The following is a 15243-nucleotide window of genomic DNA, read 5'->3' as shown; positions in this document are numbered from 1 at the left end:
GCGATGACGGACTCAAGAACGGTGCAGGTCTTGAGCCTTGTCAATCAAGCCAACACACACCGCTCAAAAAACCGCTCCCGCCCCAACACCATCAACGCTGCACGCTTGTGCGGGAAGTCGAACTCTTTCTCGCAGTGAAAACGCTGCCCCTGCATATACGCGATCATCTTCGCGTTATCGGCGCGCGGTTCGGCGACCACCCGCTGGGTGCGTGGATCGTCGAGAAACAGGTAATGCGTCAACGCCGATAACCAGCTCGCCACCTTGTGCGGACCGCGATGATTTTCTTCGCCGACCAGCATGTGAATGCCACGGTCGTAATCGCCCGCCTCGTAGAACGGCGCGATGCGGTCTTCCTTGGCCCAGTAGGCTTCGAAATAGGCAAACGGCTGATCATCGAAACAGCCGATCAGCGTCACAGTGTGTGGATCGGCTTCGAGTTTGCCCAGGTATTCGCGATGCTGTTCGAGGCTGCCCTCTTCCTGCCAGAAACTCGCCACCCGCGCACTGTTCTGCCAGCGGTTGAATCGCTCAAGGTCGAGGCCGATGTCCACCGTCCGCAGGGAAATCCACGCGCCCAGTCGCGCATCAAAACGCCGATAGACCTCACCGCGAGGCTTCACTGGTCGCAACGGATGACGCTTGCCGCCGCTGATCACCATCTGTTGTGGATAGCTGCCGGTCATCGACGCCCCCAACCAGGGCTGCGGCAACTGCCAGAACAACGCGCGCTCGCAGCGATACTGGCCAGCAGTTTCGCTCGCGATCAGTAATCCACTGAGCAAGGCTTCAACGGGAGCTTCATCGAGGTGCCACGCCAGGTGCTGACACGCAGGGTCACGGGTAAACAACCAATAACAGGCAGCCCACAACGCCTGAGTATCGGGGCGTGCCTCGACCTGCACCTGCAACTCGGGCTCGCCCGCCAGGCGCAGGGTAATCAGGGGTTGCGCGTCCAGGCTCAGTGTCAGCCGGTTTTCGCTTTCTTCAGCGACAAGGCGACGCCCTGTCGGCAAGGCCAGGGCAGTCAGGTCATTCAGATCGGGCATGGGTCGGGCTCACGGTAATCGTCGACAGTTCAACGATGTGACGTCAGCCAGCGCGGAAAATTTAAGCGGCACAGGCAAACACGCAATCTTTGACGCGTGTTCAACTGCCCGGAACCGGCACCACGGCAATCTTGTACGGATCGAAAATCTTCAGCATCTGGCCGTTGTTACGCAATCCTTGCAGCAACTTGCCGAATGCCTCGCCGCTGATGGGCGCCGTGGGACGGAGAATGGCGTAGTGGTGATAGACCTGATCGATGCGCTCGGACACCAGCAACTGATCAGCAACCTTCTCGTTGCGCAGCAGGTAATCGCTCAGGTAGGAGCGCGTCACCAGGGCAATGTCGGCGCGCCCGCGCAGCACCATCAGCAGGTTGCTGTCATGGGAATAGGTCAGTGTGGCGTTGTAGTTTTGCGCGAGGACTTTCGGGTCGGCATTGAAGTTGGCGAATTCGTAGTGATAACCGCTGAACAGCGCCAGACGCTTGCCGGTGAGGTCGGAAAAGTAGTTCTGCTGACGATTCGGGACTCGTTGCGCGACAAAGATTTCCGCGTCCTCCAGCCCCATGTCGACGCTGACGTGAGGGATGTCCTTCCAGCCCCAGCCCGGGTTCTCGAAAATCGCCATGTCCACCCGGCCCTGCTTGAAGTCACCGAAGCGTCGCGGAATGGAAGTCGGCACCAGCTCGAACTGATAGTCGCTTTGTAACGCATTGAGCGCTTCGACCAACTGTGGCAACAGACCGGTGTCGGCACCGGATTCCGGGCGCACGGTATAAGGCGGGAAATGTGCGGCACCGACCCGCACCAGCTGTGCAGCGGGGGACGGCAATACCCACAACGCCGCAAGCGCCGCCAGCAAAAGCCGCGAGGCCGTCCGAATTGGCGAAGACATCAAAACTTCCCACTCCCCAAAAAAATACGCATCAATCAATTCAAGCTAGGCGGTTTCCGCCACTTAGCCAGTTTATTGCCGCCCTGTGCGAAATTATTGTTTTTCTTCCAATACCAGAATCAACGCCTCATCGGCCAATTGATCGAGGTTCATGCTGCCATCCGCGCGATACCACGTCGTGGTCCAGGACAGCGCACCGGTCAGAAAACGGCGGGTGATGAACACGTCCCCACGAATGAATCCCGCGTCCTTGGCCTCTCCCAGCACCTGCAGCCAGAGGTCCTCATAGATGTCGCGCAGTGCCAGGACCTTCGCCTGGCCGTCTTCGGACAGCGAACGCCATTCATACACCAGCACCGCCATGGCCTCGCCGCTGCCGCCCATGATCGACTGCAATTCGCAGCGAATCAGCGCCAGCACCCGCTCGCGCACGTTATCGGCTTCAGCGATCGCGGCACGCATCAACGCGGTGTTGTAGCGAATGGTTTCCTCCATCACCGCCCGCAGGATCTCGTCCTTGCTTTTGAAGTGATGAAAAATACTCCCCGACTGAATGCCCACGGCACCGGCCAGATCGCGCACTGTGGTGCGTTCAAAACCTTTATTGCGGAACAGGTGGGCCGCGACTTGCAGCAGTTTGCCGCGGGCGCTGTCCGGGTCGGTCAACTGGCCGCTGTCGACCAGTTCGCGCATGACCCTCAGGGCTTTTTGCTCGTCCACCCGTTCTCTCCTACAGTCGTATTCACCGCTGAAACTGCGGGGTTGCGCGGGCAATTTAAGCTGACAATGGCAACCAAGCAAGCGCTCGGGTAGAAGATATTTCAGCCGTTTACAAACCAAGCGCTTGCTTGGTAGTCTCGTTGTACTTCTGTTGGAGGTGGCTATGGAGAGCGTTGTGCCTGAAACCATTCGCATCGGTTGCGCCAGTGCCTTCTGGGGCGACACCTCGACCGCCGCCGCGCAACTGGTGGAAGGCGGGCGCCTGGACTATCTGGTGTTCGATTATCTGGCCGAGATCACGATGTCGATCATGGCCGGTGCGCGGATGAAAGATCCACAGGCCGGGTACGCCAGTGACTTCATCGAAGTCCTCAGCCCTCTGCTGGCGTCACTTGCCGAACAGAAAATCCGCGTCATCAGCAACGCCGGGGGTGTCAATCCACACGCCTGCGCCGCTGCGCTGCAAGCGGCCTGCGACAAGGCTGGCGTGTCGCTGAAGATCGCGGTGCTGCTGGGTGATGACCTGCAACCGCAGTTCAAACAGCTGAGCAGCCGCGGCCTCCACGAAATGTTCAGCGGCGCACCCTTGCCGCCGATGTGCGTTTCCACCAACGCCTACCTCGGCGCGCCGGGCATTGTCGAAGCCTTGCGCCTGGGCGCGGACATCGTCATTACCGGACGCGTGGTCGACAGCGCCGTGGTCAGCGCTGCGCTGGTGCATGAATTCGGCTGGTCCTGGCACGACTACGACAAACTCGCTCAGGCCGCCCTTGCCGGGCACATCATCGAATGCGGCGCCCAGTGCACCGGCGGCAACTTCACCGATTGGCGCGACGTGCCCGATTACGAACACATCGGTTTCCCCATCGTCGAAGTCAGCGCCGACAGCCAGTTTATCGTCAGCAAACCCGAAGGCTCCGGTGGCCTCGTTACGCCCCTCACCGTCGGCGAACAAATGCTCTATGAAATCGGCAACCCGCAGGCTTATCTCTTGCCCGACGTGGTTTGCGATTTCTCTCAGGTCAAACTTCAGCAACAAGGCAGGAACGCGGTTCAGGTGCACGGCGCAAAAGGCTTGCCGCCGACCGATCAGTACAAAGTCAGCGCGACGTATCCGGACGGTTTCCGCTGCACCGCCAGTTGCCTGATCGCCGGAATCGATGCCGTGGACAAGGCGCGACGAGTCAGCGAAGCGATCATCAACAAGACCTCGGAAATCTTCAGTCAGCGCGGCTGGGCACCCTACAGCGAAGTGAACATCGAACTCCTTGGCAGCGAGGCGACCTACGGCCCCCATGGCCAGCGACAGGACAGTCGCGAAGTGGTGATCAAACTCGCCGTGCGCCACCCCAGTAAACAGGCCTTGATCGTGTTCTCCCGGGAAATTGCCCAGGCCGCCACCGGCATGGCGCCGGGGCTGACCGGGATCGTCGGCGGCCGGCCGACGGTGTATCCGCTGATCCGGCTGTTTTCGTTCCTCATCGACAAAACGGCCTGCACGCTGGACATTGATATCAACGGTCAGCGTCACCCGTGCCCCCCGCCCGCCCTCGACGCGCTCGCCACCGCGGACCTGCCGGTGCCGTTCGAACCACCGAAACCCACCGGTCGCGCCGATGCCAGCGTGGCGCTGATCAAGCTTGCGGTCGCTCGCTCGGGTGACAAGGGCAATCACAGCAACATCGGCGTCATGGCGCGCGAGCCAGAGTACCTGCCGTGGATTGCCGAAGCCTTGACCCCGGCAGTGGTCGTCGACTGGATGAGCCACGTACTCGACCCGGTTCACGGGCGCGTCGAGCGCTGGTATCTGCCCGCGACCCACAGCCTTAATTTTCTGCTGGAGAACGCCCTGGGCGGGGGCGGCGTGGCCAGCCTGCGGATCGACCCGCAAGGCAAAGCCTTCGCCCAACAACTGCTGGACATCCAGATTCCGGTGCCTCAGCGCATCGCCGACCAGGTCAACTAGAGGACTGCCGCCGTGGCCTACGATTCGATTTTCAAAGCTGATCTGTTTGCCGGCCAAAACATCATCGTCACCGGTGGCGGCAGTGGCATCGGCCGCTGCACCGCACATGAACTGGCGGCGCTCGGTGCCCATGTGCTGTTGATCGGGCGCAATGCCGACAAACTCAAATCCGTGACCGCCGAAATTGTCGAGGATGGCGGCAAGGCCGATTGGCAGACCTGCGATATTCGCGACGAAGAAGCGGTCAAGCATCTGGTCAGCGAACTGATCCGCAAGCACGGTCCGATTCATGGACTGGTCAACAATGCCGGCGGCCAATTCCCTTCGCCGCTGGCTTCGATCAATCAGAAGGGTTTCGAAACCGTGGTGCGCACCAATCTGGTGGGCGGTTTCCTGATGGCCCGGGAAGTGTTCAATCAATCCATGAGCCAACACGGCGGCGCCATCGTCAACATGCTCGCCGACATGTGGGGCGGCATGCCCGGCATGGGCCATTCGGGCGCAGCGCGTTCGGGCATGGACAACCTGACCAAGACCGCTGCGTTCGAATGGGGTTACGCCGGTGTGCGGGTCAACGCGGTGGCGCCGGGCTGGATCGCCTCAAGCGGCATGGACACTTATGAAGGCGCGTTCAAGGCGGTGATTCCGACCTTGCGCGAACACGTGCCGCTGAAACGCATCGGCACCGAATCGGAAGTCAGTGCCGCGATCGTGTTCCTGCTCAGCCCGGCAGCGGCGTTCATCAGTGGCAGCACCTTGCGCATCGACGGCGCCGCCAGCCTTGGCGGCCGAGCGTGGCCGATCCACAAGGCGACCAACAGTGAGTCGTACAACGGTTTCCACCGCGCGTACTTACCGGACGTGCTCAAGGACAAGGAATAACTCATGCCGGTCATTGAGTCGCAAGTCGACCCGTTCAGCGAACAGTTCGCCCGGAACCGCGCAGCGATGCTGGCCGGTATCGAGCAGGTCCGTCAGCTCGAACAAAACCTGCTGGACAAAGCGGCCGAAGCCAAGCCCAAGTTCGACAAGCGCGGGCAATTGCTGCCCCGTGAACGCCTCAACCTGTTGCTCGACCCCGGTGCGCCGTTCCTCGAACTGGCAAGCCTGGCCGGTTACAAATTGCATGACGACAAGGACGGCAGCTCGGCGGGCGGCGGCTTGATCGCCGGGATCGGCTACGTATCCGGCGTTCGTGCCTTGGTGGTGGCGAACAACAGCGCGATCAAGGGCGGAACCATCTCCCCCAGCGGTTTGAAGAAATCCCTGCGCCTGCAACAGATCGCCATGGAAAACAAACTGCCGGTGATCACCCTCGCTGAAAGCGGTGGCGCCAACCTCAATTACGCAGCAGAGATTTTCGTCGAAGGCGCGCGCAGCTTTGCCAATCAGGCGCGGATGTCAGCCATGGGGTTGCCACAGATCACTGTGGTTCACGGCTCGGCCACGGCAGGCGGCGCGTATCAGCCGGGGTTGTCGGATTACGTGGTGGTGGTGCGCGGCAAAGCCAAGCTGTTTCTCGCCGGCCCGCCCCTTCTCAAGGCGGCCACCGGCGAGGTCGCCACCGATGAGGAACTGGGCGGTGCCGAGATGCACGCGCAAACCGCCGGCACCGCTGAATACCTGGCCGAGAACGATGCCGATGGCGTGCGTCAGGTGCGGGAGATTGTCAGCTTGTTGTCGTGGAATGATCAGTTGCAGTGGGCCCCCGAACGTCACTATCAGGAACCGCTCTACCCCATCGACGAACTGCTCGGGCTGATTCCCGATGACCCGAAAAAACCCTATGACGTGCGCGAAATCATCGCGCGAATCGCCGACGGTTCGAACTTCCTCGAGTTCAAGGGTGAGTTCGATCAACAGACCGTCTGCGGTCATCTGCAGATTCAGGGTCGCGCCTGCGGGTTCATCGGCAACAACGGCCCGATCACGCCCAAAGGCGCGAGCAAGGCTGCGCAGTTCATTCAGCTGTGCGATCAGAGCCGGACGCCGCTGCTGTTCTTCCACAACACCACCGGGTTCATGGTCGGCACCGAATCCGAACAACAAGGCGTGATCAAGCACGGCGCCAAAATGATCCAGGCGGTGGCCAACGCCCGGGTGCCGAAACTGACGATCGTCGTCGGTGGCTCCTATGGCGCCGGCAACTATGCAATGTGCGGCCGCGGCCTCGACCCGCGCTTCATCTTCGCCTGGCCCAACAGCCGCACGGCGGTGATGGGCGGTGCCCAGGCCGGCAAGGTCCTGCGGATCGTCACCGAAGCCAAACAGCTCAAGGACGGTCTGGTACCTGACCCGAAAATGCTCGACATGCTGGAGCAGGTCACCGCGCAGAAACTCGACAGCCAGTCCACCGCGCTGTATGGCAGCGCCAATCTATGGGACGACGGTTTGATTGATCCCCGGGATACCCGGACGTTGCTCGGTTACGTGCTGGACATCTGTCATGAGGCGGACATGCGGCCGCTGCAAACCAACAGTTTTGGCGTGGCCCGGTTCTGAACCGGCCAGAGGAGAACAATAAAAATGATCTTCACCCAGGAACACGAAGCACTGCGCCGCACCGTTCGCCAATTCGTCGAGCACGAGATCAACCCGCACGTCGAGGAGTGGGAAAAGGCCGGGCGTTTTCCAATCCACGATCTCTTTCGCAAGGCGGGTGAGCTCGGCTTGCTGGGGATTTCCAAACCGGAAAAATTCGGCGGCATGGGGCTCGACTACAGCTATTCGATCGTCGCCGCCGAAGAGTTCGGCACCATTCATTGCGGCGGGATCCCGATGTCCATCGGCGTGCAAACCGACATGTGCACGCCGGCGCTGGCACGCTTCGGCTCCGATGAACTGCGTGAAGAATTCCTGCGGCCGGCGATTACCGGCGAACAGGTCGGTTGCATCGGCGTGTCGGAAGTCGGTGCCGGTTCCGACGTGGCCGGCTTGAAAACCACCGCCCGCAAGGACGGCGACGACTACGTGATCAACGGCAGCAAGATGTGGATCACCAACTCGCCGAGCGCCGATTTCATCTGCCTGCTGGCCAACACCTCGGACGACAAGCCGCACATCAACAAGTCGCTGATCATGGTGCCGATGAACACCCCCGGTATCAGCCTCAGTTCGCACCTCGACAAACTCGGCATGCGCAGTTCGGAAACCGCCCAGGTGTTTTTCGACAACGTGCGCGTACCTCAGCGCAATCGTATCGGTCATGAAGGTGCGGGGTTCATGATGCAGATGCTGCAATTCCAGGAGGAACGCCTGTTCGGTGCCGCGAACATGATCAAGGGCCTGGAATACTGCATCGACAGCACCATCGAGTACTGCAAGGAACGCAAAACCTTCGGCAATGCACTGATCGACAATCAGGTTATCCACTTCCGCCTCGCCGAGCTGCAGACCGAAGTCGAATGCCTGCGGGCGCTGGTCTATCAGGCTACCGAGCAATACATCAAAGGTCAGGACGTCACCCGCCTGGCGTCGATGGCCAAACTCAAGGCCGGGCGACTGGGCCGCGAAGTCAGCGACAGCTGCCTGCAATACTGGGGCGGCATGGGCTTCATGTGGGACAACCCGGTAGCCCGCGCCTACCGCGACGTGCGGCTGGTATCGATTGGCGGCGGCGCCGACGAAATCATGCTGGGGATCATCTGCAAACTCATGGGCATCCTGCCGGGGAAAAGGAAATGAGCACCCTCCCGGTTTGCCAGACGTTGTTGCTCGAACCGCATAACGGCGTGCTGCACATCACCCTCAACCGACCGGAAAGCCGCAATGCCATGAGCTTGCAGATGGTCGCCGAGTTGCGTTCGGTGCTGTCTGCAGTGCGCGATGACCGTGAGATTCGGGCCCTGGTGATCGGCGGTGCCGGCGGGCACTTCTGCGCCGGGGGTGACATCAAGGACATGGCCAATGCCCGAGCCCAGGGACCGTCGTCGTACCGTGATTTGAATCGGGCGTTTGGCGCACTGCTGCAGGAAGTACAGCACGCGCCGCAAGTGGTGATCACGGTGCTACAGGGCGCGGTGCTCGGCGGTGGATTGGGGCTTGCGTGCGTCAGCGATGTCGCCCTGGCGGACCACCAGGCGCAATTCGGTCTGCCGGAAACCAGCCTCGGCTTGCTGCCCGCGCAGATCGCGCCGTTTGTGGTTCAGCGCATCGGCTTGACCCAGGCTCGACGGTTGGCACTGACTGCAGCGCGATTTGATGGCACCCACGCCCGACGCATGGGGCTGGTGCACTTTGTCGAGCATGACGCGCAAGCGCTGGCCGAGCGTCTCGATGAAGTCCTGGCCCATGTGTTGTGCTGCGCGCCGGGGGCGAATGCGACGACCAAAAAACTGTTGCTGGCGAGTGCCGGGCAGCCTTCGGACGCGTTGCTGGATGAAGCGGCTGATTGGTTCAGTGAGGCGGTGACCGGGGCTGAAGGGCTCGAAGGGACCATGGCTTTCGTGCAGAAGCGCAAACCGGGGTGGGCCTCCTAAAAGCATCGCGGGCAAGCCCGCTCCCACAGGGATCTCCAGCGGTCATTCATTTCTGGACACACCCGAGATCCATTGTGGGAGCGGGCTTGCCCGCGATGAGGCCATCACTTTCACCGAACAACTTGAGCGAAGACCCTGATGCCCGCCCTAAAAAAAATCCTTATCGCCAACCGCGGTGAAATCGCCTGCCGCATCCAGCGCACCGCCCAGGCCCTTGGCTACCGCACCGTCGCCGTGTTCAGCGACGCAGATGCCGACGCGCTGCACGTACAGATCGCCGACGAAGCCATCAACATCGGCCCGGCCCCGGTGCAGCAATCCTATCTGAACATCCCGGCCATCCTCGATGCCGCCCGCCGCACCGGCGCCGACGCGATCCACCCCGGCTATGGTTTCCTCTCGGAAAACGCCGGGTTCGCCCGCGCCTGCCGAGACGCCGGCTTGACCTTTATCGGCCCCAGCCCTGAAGCCATCGAACTGATGGGCAGCAAGCGCCTGTCGAAACTCGCCATGCTCGACGCCGGCGTGCCGTGCATCAAAGGCTATCAAGGCGCCGAGCAGGACGATGCGACCCTGAGCCGCGAAGCCGAACGCATCGGTTTTCCGCTGATGATCAAGGCCAGTGCCGGCGGTGGCGGACGGGGCATGCGTCTGGTGCACGAGGCCAGTGAGTTGCTGGCGCAGATCCGCACCGCACGCTCCGAGGCATTGCATGGGTTTGGCAGCGATGAGCTGATCCTCGAACAAGCGTTGATCGACCCGCGCCACGTTGAGGTTCAACTGTTCGGCGACCAACAGGGCAACTTGATCTACCTCGGCGAACGCGACTGCTCGATCCAGCGTCGCCACCAGAAAGTCATCGAGGAAGCGCCCTGCCCCGTCATGACCGCCGAATTGCGTCAGGCCATGGGCGAAGCAGCATTAAAGGCCGGTCGCGCGGTGAACTACGTCGGCGCTGGCACCGTGGAATTCCTGCTGGATGCACGCGGACAGTTTTACTTTCTGGAAATGAACACCCGGCTGCAAGTGGAACACCCGGTAACAGAACTGATCACAGGCCTCGATCTGGTGGCCTGGCAACTGCACGTCGCCGAAGGTCTGCCGTTGCCGTTGCGCCAGGAGCAGGTGCAACTCAGCGGCCATGCCATGGAAGTGCGCTTGTATGCCGAAGACCCGACCCAAACGTTTCTGCCTCAAACCGGGCGGATCGCGGCTTGGGAACCGGCATCTCAGGGCGGCGCACGGATCGATCATGGCCTGATCGAGGGGCAGCAGGTCAGCCCGTTCTACGACCCGTTGCTGGGCAAGATCATCGCCCATGGTGCCACCCGTGAAGAAGCCCGGCGCAAGTTGCTGCGGGCGGTGCAGGACAGCGTCTTGCTGGGCCTCGCCAGTAATCAGCGTCTGCTTGCCAGCCTGCTCGAACATCCGCGATTCATCAGTGGCGAGTTCAGCACCGGGTTCATTCCGACGTATTTTGCCGACCATCCCTGCCTGCACCCTTATGTACCCGACGCCGAAGAACTGGCGATTGCTGCTGCGCTGTTCTATCAGGCTTCTGCCCAGGCTCATCCCGCCGTGCTGGCCGGTTGGCGCAATAACGCCAGTGTGCCACTGCACTATCGCATCGGCCTGGAGGATCAGGACTGGCCGGTGCAATTGAACGCGGTGCCGGGCGAACCGTACCGGGTTGAAGCCGCCGGACAGGCGTTCGAACTGAGCATCATCCAGTGCGACGGACGCTGGGCCAGCCTGGAAATCGATGGTATCCGCCGGCGTCATGCCTACCGTCTCGACGCCGGGCAACTCTGGCTCTTCACCCGTCCCGGAAGTCTGCGGCTGATGGATTGCACACAGGCGCTGGTCAGCAGCGCTGCCAGCGCCAGCTCCGGCACACTCAAGGCGCCAATGGACGGCGCCATCGTCGATGTGCTAGTCACTGAAGGCAGCACGGTCAGCAAAGGCCAGCTGCTGGTGGTGCTGGAAGCCATGAAAATGGAACATCCGTTGAAATCAGGCATCGACGGCGTGCTCAAACGTTTGCAGGTCAGGGTCGGCGACCAGGTGAAAAATCGTCAGATTTTGTTGGAGGTCGAATAAGCCGCTAGGCGGATCCGCCGGGTTTGGCTACGCTCAAGCCCTATCAGGACGCGGATACCAGGAACCCTGCAATGCCTCACTGGCTGGTCATTGATCTGGAAGCCACCACCGATGAAGGGGGTTGGCCGGTTACAGAAATGGAAATCATCGAAATCGGTGCCACGCTGGTGGACCGCCAGGGTCGGGAGCTGGATCATTTCCAGCGTTTCGTGCGCCCGTTGCGCCGGCCCCTGCTCACGCCGTTTTGCCGCGAGCTGACCCGCATCACCCAGGCCAATATCGACAGCGCACAGCCGCTGACCGAGGTCTGGCCAGCCTTCGAACGCTGGCTCGGCCAACATCATTCACGCCTTGAAGGCTGGGCCAGCTGGGGCGATTACGATCGCAAGCAACTGCTGCAGGAATGGCAGAAGCTGCAACTCGACAGCGAACTGAGCCGCGTGCCGCACATGAACCTCAAACAGCGCTTTGCCAAGGCCCGACGCCTGGAACGCCCGCTGGGGCTCAAAGGTGCGCTGCAACTGGCGGGCATGCAGTTCACCGGCCAGCAGCACCGGGCGCTGGAGGATGCGCGCAATACAGCGCGTCTGTTACCGCTGATTCTGCCCCTCTAGAGAGGTGACGCCGCCAAAGGCCTTGTGCATACTGGCCGGCCCTTTTTAGCCCTTTTCGAGGAATCGCCCATGTTTAAAGTCAACGAGTACTTCGACGGCACCGTCAAGTCGATCGCCTTTGGCACCGCTGAAGGTCCGGCGACCATCGGCGTCATGGCTCCGGGCGAGTACGAATTCGGCACCAGCCAGCGTGAAATCATGCACGTGGTAACCGGCGCCCTGACCGTCAAACTGCCGGACAGCTCCGACTGGGAAACCTTCGAAGCCGGCAGCCAGTTCAACGTGCCAGCCAACAGCAAGTTCCAGCTGAAAGTGGCTGTCGATACCGCTTACCTGTGCGAATACCGCGGCTAAAACCCCGGGTTTTCACAGCGTAAAAAAAATGCCCGTGTTCTTGGACACGGGCATTTTTCATTCAGGGTCGTTTATTCCAGCACCGTGACCGGCATGCCGACTTCGAGTTGGCCATTGCCATCGTTGACCAGATTCTGGCCGAACATCGCGCCGTCTTCCTGAGCACGGTACTTCTGCAAGGTTGCGAGCGGTTCACGGTCATCGCTGCGCAAACCGGTTTGCGGATCGATGGTAGTCAGAATGCAACGTGAACACGGCTTGACCACGCGGAACTCGACATCGCCGATGCGGATACGCTTCCAGCCATCCTCGGCGTACGCCTCACTGCCCTCGATGACCAGATTCGGCCGAAAGCGCAGCATTTCCAACGGGCGCCCGACGCGTTGCGAAAGATCTTCCAGAGATGCCTGCCCGATCAGCAACAACGGGAAGCCATCGGCGAACGCGACCTGGTCATCATCCTTGCCATAGCCCGCCTGAGTGGTACGCGCGCGATCCAGCGGTACTTGCACCAGGCGAGTCGGCTTGCCGATGAATTCGCTGACCCAGGCACCCGCCTCGTCGCCGGCATCGGGGACGCGCAAGGTGTCGCGCCAGATGGTCACGCCACGCAGCTCAGCGTCACTGTCGGGCAAGGCGATATCGATCGGCGAACGGCCCGGAGCGCTGAGGGTCAAGCCACCGTCGGAATTCCGCAATGCCGACAACTGACTCATCTGCGCCACCGCACGCTGGGTCAGGAAGCGCCCGCTGGCCTCGTCCACCAGCATCCAGCGTCGATCCCCATCCAGCCCCAGTTTGTCGAGGCCAACCTGTTGCAGGGACTCGCCCATGCCGGATTTCAACGGAAAACGATAAAGCGCGCTCAGACGCAGCATGTCCAGCTCCCTGGTGGGCAAAAAACGCCACCCTATATGAGCTTGATCGCCGAATCAAAGATTGAGAATTGAATAATGCACACCTAGTGGGAGCGAACTTGCTCGCGAAAGCGGTGGAACAGTCGACATAAATGTTGACTGTAAACCGCCTTCGTGAGCAAGCCCGCACCCACAGTTTGACCGTGGCTAGCCTTTGAATCGTTATCAGGCAGGCACTTCGTCGAGCATCAGGCGCTGGCGCACCACGTCGACCAGTTTGTCCGGCTGGAATTTGGAGAGGAAGTTGTCGCAACCGACCTTCTTCACCATCGAGTCGTTGAAGCTGCCGGACAGCGACGTGTGCAGCACAACGTAAAGACCACGCAGACGCGGATCGTTACGGATCTCGGTGGTCAGGCGATAGCCGTCCATTTCCGGCATTTCTGCGTCGGTGAAGACCATCAGCAGCTTGTCGGTCATGTTCACGCCGGTATCGGCCCAGCCCTTGAGCATGTTCAGCGCTTTCAAGCCGTCGCTGGCGATGTGCATCTTCACGCCCAACTGGCCGAGGGTGTCGCGCAATTGCGAGAGCGCCACGTTGGAGTCGTCCACCAACAGCACTTCGCGGCCACGGGCGCGCTCCAGGACCGGATCGTCGAGCTTGTCGCGGGACACCTTGGCGTTGTACGGGACGATTTCGGCGAGGACTTTTTCGACGTCAATGATTTCCACCAGCTGATCATCGACCTTGCTGATGGCAGTCAGGTAATGCTGGCGGCCGGCGCTGGTCGGGGGCGGCAGAATAGCTTCCCAGTTCATGTTGACGATGCGGTCCACGCCACCCACCAGGAACGCCTGCACCGAGCGGTTGTATTCGGTGACGATGATCGTACTGGTCGGGCTTGGCACCAGCGGACGCATGCCGATGGCCTGAGACAGGTCAATCACCGGGAGCGTCTGACCACGCAGGTTGACTACACCGCAGACAAACGGATGGCGCTGGGGCATCAGGGTCAGCTTCGGCAGCTGCAACACTTCTTGCACCTTGAAAACGTTGATCGCGAACAATTGCCGCCCAGCCAAGCGGAACATGAGAATTTCCAGGCGATTCTCACCCACCAGTTGCGTGCGTTGGTCTACCGTGTCGAGAATGCCGGCCATCAATGACTCCTGAGCTTGTTCGGATGAATTCACTAAAGAAGGTTATCGGCTGTTTTTGCCGGACCTTGACCCCCATACAAAATGCCACGCGCAGGCATTGATGTCACATTAACATCATGCTTTACTGGACACCTCAATTCATCTGCTTCACTCCCTGCGGCGCGACAACAGTTCGCACGTTAGGTTCCCCTGTGTAAGGGATTCCCCTAGTAACAATCAGGCCCAACCTGATATTCGCAATATCCAATAGCCATTAATGTGACGCCATTCTCATTGCATGAACGGAGTCAGGCTTTTGTGTGTGATCGCAGGTCAGTGGCCATCCACCCTCTCGAATTCCCCTGCCTGCATCCGCGCCGGCCGGAGCGCGATCTCACAACGGCACTGCAACGTCGGGGCCCTGATGGTCCTGGCCGACACACACGACATTCCCTCATTTGACATGACGTTGTGGAGATAAGCATGCCGAACCATAAAGAGTGGGCCCAGCGACTCCCGGTGTTTCTGGTCGAGGCTGAAACGCTCCTGGCCAAATCCGAGGAATGCCTGAGCCATCTGCAACTGATCAGCAATGACAAGGACGCCATCGACTGCATGATGAGCACCCTCCTCAAACTGGCCAACAAGGCTGACGCCCTGGCTTTGGTCGCGGTTTCGGAGTTTTCGCTGCACATTCATGGCCTGCTGAATCATGCCCAGAATCACGTAGACCTGCATGATCAGGCATTGAGCGCGCTGAAAGACTGTTTCACATTGATGGCGTGGCAGCTCGAACTGATCGATCAAAACACCGGCCAGCTCAGCCTGGATGACAGCGAACAGACATCGCTGATCGAGGCCTTTGCCTTTCAGGTCGGACAAAGCCAGTTTCAGCCACCCGCCCACTCAAAACCGTTCAGGCTCGTTTCTTTTTCGGAACAACAGGCTTAATTTTCTGATAACTACGCGATAGCTCGTATTGTTATTGCCATGAAGCCACTCTTTAACTTGAGCACGCTCATGTCGCAATTGAATACTTCATATCTGTCAACGACAGCTCAATACAAATA

At 60.4% G+C, this 15243-nt stretch carries 14 protein-coding genes; 9 read left to right on the top strand and 5 right to left on the bottom strand.

What is annotated here, in order from left to right; translation table 11 throughout:
* Positions 1-44: 44 nt before the first annotated feature.
* The 3 genes from FBY04_RS08555 to FBY04_RS08545 form a co-directional block, all read right to left on the bottom strand.
* Entirely contained in the window at positions 45-1049 is a 1005-nt protein-coding gene (locus tag FBY04_RS08555; protein ID WP_145314969.1) for a GNAT family N-acetyltransferase, read from the bottom strand.
* A 100-nt stretch (positions 1050-1149) separates the two neighbouring features.
* Positions 1150-1944 carry an ABC transporter substrate-binding protein gene (locus FBY04_RS08550; RefSeq protein ID WP_178118263.1) on the bottom strand — a complete coding sequence of 265 codons (795 nt, stop codon included), beginning with the start codon at positions 1942-1944 and terminating at the stop codon, positions 1150-1152.
* 93 nt (positions 1945-2037) lie between these two features.
* The gene (locus FBY04_RS08545; protein ID WP_084321150.1) at positions 2038-2664 is read right to left on the bottom strand and encodes a TetR/AcrR family transcriptional regulator; all 627 of its coding nucleotides are present in this window, start codon (positions 2662-2664) and stop codon (positions 2038-2040) included.
* A 175-nt stretch (positions 2665-2839) separates the two neighbouring features.
* On the opposite strand from FBY04_RS08545, the gene FBY04_RS08540 reads away from it, so the two are divergent.
* The 8 genes from FBY04_RS08540 to FBY04_RS08505 all read left to right on the top strand — a co-directional run bounded on the left by FBY04_RS08540 (position 2840) and on the right by FBY04_RS08505 (position 12176).
* Entirely contained in the window at positions 2840-4630 is a 1791-nt protein-coding gene (locus FBY04_RS08540; protein WP_178118262.1) for an acyclic terpene utilization AtuA family protein, read from the top strand.
* Positions 4631-4642: 12 nt separating this feature from the next.
* Positions 4643-5512 (top strand): SDR family oxidoreductase, encoded by an 870-nt coding sequence (locus FBY04_RS08535; RefSeq protein WP_084321148.1) that lies wholly within the window; start codon positions 4643-4645, stop codon positions 5510-5512.
* A 3-nt stretch (positions 5513-5515) separates the two neighbouring features.
* Positions 5516-7132, top strand: a complete 1617-nt coding sequence (gene atuC, locus FBY04_RS08530; protein ID WP_145314966.1) for a geranyl-CoA carboxylase subunit beta — start codon at positions 5516-5518, stop codon at positions 7130-7132.
* Between the two features lie 24 nt (positions 7133-7156).
* Complete coding sequence (gene atuD / locus FBY04_RS08525; protein WP_084321146.1) at positions 7157-8314, top strand: citronellyl-CoA dehydrogenase; 1158 nt, start codon at positions 7157-7159, stop codon at positions 8312-8314.
* Positions 8311-9108, top strand: coding sequence for an enoyl-CoA hydratase/isomerase family protein (locus FBY04_RS08520; protein WP_145314965.1), 798 nt, complete (start codon positions 8311-8313; stop codon positions 9106-9108). The genes atuD and FBY04_RS08520 overlap by 4 nt, the downstream gene beginning before the upstream one ends.
* Before the next feature lie 138 nt (positions 9109-9246).
* Positions 9247-11208, top strand: a complete 1962-nt coding sequence (locus FBY04_RS08515) for an acetyl/propionyl/methylcrotonyl-CoA carboxylase subunit alpha (protein ID WP_145314964.1) — start codon at positions 9247-9249, stop codon at positions 11206-11208.
* 71 nt (positions 11209-11279) lie between these two features.
* Positions 11280-11822, top strand: coding sequence for an exonuclease domain-containing protein (locus FBY04_RS08510; RefSeq protein WP_145314963.1), 543 nt, complete (start codon positions 11280-11282; stop codon positions 11820-11822).
* A gap of 69 nt (positions 11823-11891) precedes the next feature.
* Positions 11892-12176 (top strand): pyrimidine/purine nucleoside phosphorylase, encoded by a 285-nt coding sequence (locus tag FBY04_RS08505; RefSeq protein WP_145314962.1) that lies wholly within the window; start codon positions 11892-11894, stop codon positions 12174-12176.
* A gap of 71 nt (positions 12177-12247) precedes the next feature.
* Here the strand turns inward: FBY04_RS08505 and FBY04_RS08500 are convergent, their stop codons facing one another.
* Positions 12248-13054, bottom strand: coding sequence for an MOSC domain-containing protein (locus FBY04_RS08500; RefSeq protein ID WP_145314961.1), 807 nt, complete (start codon positions 13052-13054; stop codon positions 12248-12250).
* A 204-nt stretch (positions 13055-13258) separates the two neighbouring features.
* Entirely contained in the window at positions 13259-14194 is a 936-nt protein-coding gene (locus tag FBY04_RS08495; protein WP_084321141.1) for a chemotaxis protein CheV, read from the bottom strand.
* A gap of 462 nt (positions 14195-14656) precedes the next feature.
* Here FBY04_RS08495 and FBY04_RS08490 point away from each other — a divergent pair, with 462 nt between their 5' ends.
* Positions 14657-15124: a hypothetical protein gene (locus FBY04_RS08490; protein ID WP_084321140.1), complete on the top strand. Its 468-nt coding sequence runs from the start codon at positions 14657-14659 to the stop codon at positions 15122-15124.
* Positions 15125-15243 lie beyond the last annotated feature (119 nt).

This window comes from Pseudomonas sp. SJZ080, assembly GCF_007828295.1.
GTDB classification, from domain to species: domain Bacteria; phylum Pseudomonadota; class Gammaproteobacteria; order Pseudomonadales; family Pseudomonadaceae; genus Aquipseudomonas; species Aquipseudomonas migulae_A.
The sequence above is the reverse complement of the archived record's forward strand: the minus strand, read 5'-3'. Positions and strand labels throughout refer to the sequence as shown.

Coding starts and splice junctions, on each gene's coding strand:
- FBY04_RS08505 (WP_145314962.1), top strand. CDS start 11,892: ATGTTTAAAGTCAACGAGTACTTCGACGGCACCGTCAAGTCGATCGCC.
- FBY04_RS08510 (WP_145314963.1), top strand. CDS start 11,280: ATGCCTCACTGGCTGGTCATTGATCTGGAAGCCACCACCGATGAAGGG.
- FBY04_RS08490 (WP_084321140.1), top strand. CDS start 14,657: ATGCCGAACCATAAAGAGTGGGCCCAGCGACTCCCGGTGTTTCTGGTC.
- FBY04_RS08520 (WP_145314965.1), top strand. CDS start 8,311: ATGAGCACCCTCCCGGTTTGCCAGACGTTGTTGCTCGAACCGCATAAC.
- FBY04_RS08500 (WP_145314961.1), bottom strand. CDS start 13,054: ATGCTGCGTCTGAGCGCGCTTTATCGTTTTCCGTTGAAATCCGGCATG.
- FBY04_RS08555 (WP_145314969.1), bottom strand. CDS start 1,049: ATGCCCGATCTGAATGACCTGACTGCCCTGGCCTTGCCGACAGGGCGT.
- FBY04_RS08550 (WP_178118263.1), bottom strand. CDS start 1,944: ATGTCTTCGCCAATTCGGACGGCCTCGCGGCTTTTGCTGGCGGCGCTT.
- FBY04_RS08495 (WP_084321141.1), bottom strand. CDS start 14,194: ATGGCCGGCATTCTCGACACGGTAGACCAACGCACGCAACTGGTGGGT.
- atuC (WP_145314966.1), top strand. CDS start 5,516: ATGCCGGTCATTGAGTCGCAAGTCGACCCGTTCAGCGAACAGTTCGCC.
- FBY04_RS08515 (WP_145314964.1), top strand. CDS start 9,247: ATGCCCGCCCTAAAAAAAATCCTTATCGCCAACCGCGGTGAAATCGCC.
- atuD (WP_084321146.1), top strand. CDS start 7,157: ATGATCTTCACCCAGGAACACGAAGCACTGCGCCGCACCGTTCGCCAA.